Source organism: Streptomyces sp. NPDC006197, from assembly GCF_040613865.1.
Classification (GTDB): domain Bacteria; phylum Actinomycetota; class Actinomycetes; order Streptomycetales; family Streptomycetaceae; genus Streptomyces.
Map to the genome: position 1 here is coordinate 1 of NZ_JBEXSZ010000259.1, position 5073 is coordinate 5073.

Annotated in this window: 5 protein-coding genes and 1 pseudogene; 1 reads left to right on the forward strand and 5 read right to left on the reverse strand. The window is 72.6% G+C overall.

What is annotated here, in order from left to right; translation table 11 throughout:
- From ABZ318_RS38915 to ABZ318_RS38925, 3 genes and pseudogenes are all read right to left on the reverse strand, one after another.
- A pseudogene (locus ABZ318_RS38915) lies at nucleotides 1-194 on the reverse strand (lysophospholipase); the annotation flags it as partial.
- A 78-nt stretch (nucleotides 195-272) separates the two neighbouring features.
- Nucleotides 273-677, reverse strand: a complete 405-nt coding sequence (locus ABZ318_RS38920) for a nuclear transport factor 2 family protein (RefSeq protein WP_356907141.1) — start codon at nucleotides 675-677, stop codon at nucleotides 273-275.
- A gap of 164 nt (nucleotides 678-841) precedes the next feature.
- Nucleotides 842-2053, reverse strand: a complete 1212-nt coding sequence (locus tag ABZ318_RS38925) for a DUF418 domain-containing protein (protein ID WP_356907142.1) — start codon at nucleotides 2051-2053, stop codon at nucleotides 842-844.
- A gap of 126 nt (nucleotides 2054-2179) precedes the next feature.
- Between ABZ318_RS38925 and ABZ318_RS38930 the strand changes: the two genes are divergently transcribed.
- Nucleotides 2180-2962 carry a TetR/AcrR family transcriptional regulator gene (locus tag ABZ318_RS38930; protein ID WP_356907143.1) on the forward strand — a complete coding sequence of 261 codons (783 nt, stop codon included), beginning with the start codon at nucleotides 2180-2182 and terminating at the stop codon, nucleotides 2960-2962.
- Between the two features lie 273 nt (nucleotides 2963-3235).
- On the opposite strand, the gene ABZ318_RS38935 is transcribed toward ABZ318_RS38930, so the two are convergent.
- The gene (locus tag ABZ318_RS38935) at nucleotides 3236-4951 is read right to left on the reverse strand and encodes an aldehyde dehydrogenase family protein (RefSeq protein WP_356907144.1); all 1716 of its coding nucleotides are present in this window, start codon (nucleotides 4949-4951) and stop codon (nucleotides 3236-3238) included.
- On the reverse strand, nucleotides 4948-5073 hold a 126-nt coding region (locus ABZ318_RS38940; protein WP_356907145.1), incomplete at its 5' end, for a GMC oxidoreductase. The genes ABZ318_RS38940 and ABZ318_RS38935, both read right to left, overlap by 4 nt.

Here is a 5073-nt window from a genome sequence, read left to right on the forward strand (position 1 = left end):
GACAGCGCGGCGTATCCGCGGGCGGCGAGCCGCTCGGCGTACCGGTCGGCCATCAGCTCCTTGACGCTGGTCCACGTCCCGGCCACCACGATCCCGGGCAGCGGGCCCGGGGTGTCCACGCTCTCCGGAAGGTAGAGGTTGCCGGTCAGGGTGACGCCGTCACTGTCGAAGGTGACCTTGCTCGGGTGTGTCATGAGTACTCCGATGTGGCTGTGGTGTTCAGTCGATCGACGATGCCGATGCGGGGTGGGGCGGCTGTGGCCGAAGCCTCCTCAGCGCTCTCCCTCGCTCCAGACGGTGGTCATCACCACGCCGGTGATGCGCCATCCGTCGCCCGTGCGCGCCAGGGTGAAGCGGTAGGTGCCGCCCAGCGTCCACAGGGAGTCGTCCGCCTTGCGGTGGGTGGCCTGGAAGGTGGCGGTGCACACCGCGCCGTCGCCGTCGACGGCGACGAGGTGGTTGCCGAGGAGGTGCTGGGTGGCGGTGTACGCCCCGAGGCCGGTGCGCCAGCCCTCGACGATCTGCGCCGGGGTGAGGGTGACGGGCTCGCCGCCGTTGAGGCTGGTGTAGTCCAGCAGGGTCTTGTCGGCGAACACCCCGGCCAGCGCGTCCCATTCGCGCTGGTCGGCGTGCCAGGCCATGCGGTTGCAGGTGTCGATGACGTCCAGACGGTCCATGATGATCTTCCTTGGTGCGGCCCTCGGCCGTGGTGGGAGACAGCCGCCGGACGTCCGCCCGACGGCGCGGTGGGTCGGTCACAGCGCGCTGCGCGCGTTTCGATCATGCCGTTCCCGCGCTGGGTCGCGTTGTCGTCGCGTCCGCGATTTCTCGACGCCGCGTCTCAGGAACGCCGCCGGGTCCTCGGGCCGTAGGTGAGACGGCGCAGCACGGTCTCGGCGGGGCCGGGCCGGTCGCGGTCGTCCAGGCGGAGGGCGATCAGGACCGTGCCGAGCCAGACGGCCACGGCGATCACGAGGACGGCCGCCGTGGGGTCGGCGTACCGCCCGGCGAGGTCGAGGGTGAAGGGCAGCAGGAGGACGAGCCAGGCCACCGACTGGAACAGGTAGCCCGACAGGGACCGGCGCCCCAGTGCGGCGAGGGCGCGGACGACCACGGCGTCGGGTCGCGTGACGCGGGCGGCGAGGAGTCCGAAGAGCGCCGCGTACCCCGGTCCGGCGAACATGCCGCTTCCCCCGTGGAGCAGGAGGGCCGCACGGGCCGTGGGCTCGTCGACGTCGAGCCATCCGGCGCCGATCAGCGCGGCCGGGAGCCCTCCGGCGATCGCGATGCCGATGCCCAGGACGGCGGTCCGGACGAGTACGGTCCTGTGCCGGTCCGGTCGCTCCAGGATGCGCCGACGGGCTGCCCACATGCCCAGCCACGCGATGACCACGAAGGGAAGGGTGGTCAGGGTGTGCGCCGGCCACTCGGCGAGGCGGGCGGTCAGCGAGTCGGCGTAGGAGGTGGCCGCGAGGGAGTCGACGTGGCCGACGGGGAGGGGCGAGTGGCCCGTGCCGGTGAGGATTCCGTGGACGACGATCCCGCCGACGACGAGCAGTTCGACGAGCGACAGCGCCCAGATCACGAGCACGATCCGGTGGAAGCGGTCACCGCGACGCAGCAGCATCAGGGTCATGGCGACGCAGACGATCCCGTAGGCGCCGAGGAAGTCGCCGTAGTACAGCAGCGCGGCGTGCGCGAAGCCGAGGACCGTGAGCCAGACGCCGCGCCGGAGCAGGAGGGCGCGGACCTGTCGCGGTGAGCTGCCGGAGGCGTCCTGGCGGCGGGCCAGTTGCACGATGCCGTATCCGAACATGAAGGCGAAGACGGGGTATCCGCGTGCGTGGGCCAGCTCGAACAGCAGGAACGTCAGCCCGCGCCCGACGCCCTGGGGGGCGCTGTCGAGACCGGGTTCGCCGGCGAAGGCGACGCCGGCGGAGTTCGCCAGCGCGATGATCAGGAGCATCGCTCCGCGTGTCAGGTCCGGCGCCAGAGCGCGATCGGCACGCTGGACCGGGCCGCTCGGTATGCGGCCGGTGGTGTCCACAGACATACGTCACCCCCCTCAGGGCGCGGGGGACGTCCCCGCACCTTTAATTTATCCAAGAAACTATCAGAGGCAAACTAATTACGTCTCTGGCATGATGAAGGCTCACGTTTCGAGGGTGTCGAGGGGACCATGACCAGCGAAGACACCGTTCCGGCACCACTGCGGCGACTCTGGCGGATCCCGGACTCCTCACGCCTGGGCCGCCCCGCGGCCCTCGACGTCGACCTCGTCGTCGCCGCCGCCGTCGAGACCGCCGACCGAGACGGTTTGGACGGCGTGACGCTCCCCAAGGTCGCCAAGAGCCTCGGCGTGACCGGGATGTCGCTCTACCGGTACGTCGGCTCCAAGGACGAACTCCTGGTCCTCATGGGCGACCACGCCCTCGGCGCACCGCCCCGCTTCGACACCGGCGACTGGCGCGAGGGGCTGCGCGCCTGGGCCCGCGCCCAGCGCGCTGTGTACCGGCAGCGGCCGTGGCTCGCCCGACTGCCCGTGACCGGACCGCCCTCCGGGCCCCACCGGATCGCCTGGATGGAAGCCGCACTGGGGGTCCTGGCCCGCACCCCGCTCGACTGGGCGCACAAGATCGGCACCCTGTCGCTGATCGGGGGGTACGTCGTCCAGACGGCGCGGCAGGAGCAGGAGCTCGCCCGGGGCCGGGCCGAGAGGCAGGGGCAGGCCGACGCCGAACGTGCCTACGGCCGCGCCCTGGCGGAACTCGTGGACCCGGAACGCTTCCCGGAGACGGCCCGGTTGTTCTCGTCACCTCTGTTCGAGGCGGGACCGGCGGACACCTCCGGCGCCGGACCGGCGGACACCTCCGACGCCGCGATCGGCGACGCCGATTTCACGATCGGGCTCGAACTGATCCTCGACGGCATCGCGACCCGGATCGAGCGGCTCGAACCCTGAGAACGGCCCCGCGGAGCCCGCCGATCCGTGCGCTCGGCGCGCAAGCCACTTCTCGTGGAACGGCGGCGTCGAAGCCCGGTCGTGGACCCTCGTGCGCGAGCCCGGCGGCCGCGGCGGCCTGTGCGTCGAGGATGCCGGCCGGGTGCAGCAGGTCCAGCGCCCCGGGCACACCGACCGGACGAGGGAGGGACCGGGTGGAGACGGCCTCGGGCGTGATGCCCGGGCGGCCGGACCGCACGTCGGTGGACATCGGCCGGGCGCCCGTCACCGAGGTCAGCCGCGCAGCGCGGAGGCGAAGATTCCCGGCAGGGCCGACCAGCGGGGCGCCGCGGCGAAGCCGGCCAGCAGGCGGCCGGTCGTGGCGGCCGTGCGGTTGCTGACGAACCACGGGGGCTTCGGCGACAGGGCGGGTTCACCGTGCAGGACCGACCGCGGTGCGGGCCGGAACGGGCCGCGCACGACGGTGCGTTCGGGACCGTCGAGCAGCAGCGCGTTGTGCACGACGCCGATGCCGCTCTGCACGTCGTCGAGGGCGTGGCCGGGGAAGGCGCCCCACGTGGCGGTCGCCGTCAGGTAACCGACACCGGTCCAGGCGTTCAACGCCACCGTGCCGTACCGGAGTTCGGCGATCGCCTCGTCGAGCGAAGAGCCCAGCCGCGCGATGGTGCGCGGATGCGCGATGAGGTTCACGCCGAGCGTGCCGGCGAACTCCTCGTTCGCCGCGCGGACCGCCCCCTCCAGGAACGTCCCCGCGTCCCCGGGCAGTTCGAGCACCGCCAGGACCGGGGCGAAGTACTCGCAGGTCAGCGCCGGCCCCGGATCGGCCGCGTCCAGGCCCTTGATCAGCACCCGCCCTCCGCCGACGCGTTCGGCGCCGGGGTACGAACCGACGGCCCCCTCCACCCGGTCGTCACTGCCCGGGTAGTACGCCGGCCGGGCCGGGGCCTCGGACAGTGCCCGGCGCACATGCGCCAGGAAACGGTCCTTCTGCGGCCAGTCGGAGCCGACCACGACGACCTGACTGGCCACGCAGTTGTAGCCGCCGTTGTGCAGCTTCTGGGTGGCGATGTGCTCGGCCTGGTAGCGCAGGTCCGCCTCCGACCAGTCGCCCGGCAGCACGATGGTGGGCGAGACCCCGCCCAGTTCGCTGGTGACCGGCTTGTCCAGGAGCGGCTTCCCGGCCTTCTTGCGGGCTGCGCCCTCCTCGCCTGTGCCGAAGACGATCGCGTCGTGCGTCGCGGCGCTGCCGGTCATGTGGACATGGCCGACCTTCGGGTGGTGCACAAGGTAGGTGCCGACGCCGGCGCCGCCGGTCAGGATCCGTACCGCGCCGAGGTCGATCAGCGGCGCCAGGACGTGGCTGAAGACGTCGAACAGGCCGTCGGTGACGGGGTTCAGCTTCAGGGCCACCACACGGTTGTTCGCGTACAGCTCGTACAGCACGTCCAGGACCGGGATCGAGGTGATGTTGCCCGCGCCGAGCACCACCCCGACGCCGCCGGTCTCGGCCGGGCGGCGCTGGCCCAGGCCCGCCCGGCCGCGGACCGTGCCCTCCGTGACGCCCGGCGGCATCCACACCTCGGCGCTGAAACCGCTCAGCAGGAGTTGGTCCCAGACGCTGTGAGGCAGTACCCGGACGGCGACCCGCCCGCCGGGCGCCGACTTGACGGAGAAGCCGTCGACGGGGCTGCGGCCCGCCTCCAGGGCGCCGATCGTCGAGGCCAGCGCGCCCGCGGAAGTCAGTACGGGATAGGGGCCGGTGATCCACTCCTCGCCGATCAGCGGGCTGTCCTCCGGCAGCCTCTTGTACGCGGCGGCGGCGCGCACCCACGCCTCCGCCTGCCCGGCGGTGGCCGCGTGCACCCGCTCGATCAGTTCGCGCCGCTCCGCCAAGCCGCAGGCGGCCCAGGCGACCTCGCCGCGGACCAGGTCCTCGACGGCCCGGTCGATCTCCCGGACCTGCTCGGCCGTCGGCGGGTACGGCGTCATCGGACGGCTCCCTTGACGAGCTCGGCCGCCTTCTCCGCGGCCATGATCGTGGGCGCGTTGGTGTTTCCGCGCGGAACCGACGGGAAGACCGAGGCGTCGACGACCCGCAGGCCCGCCACGTC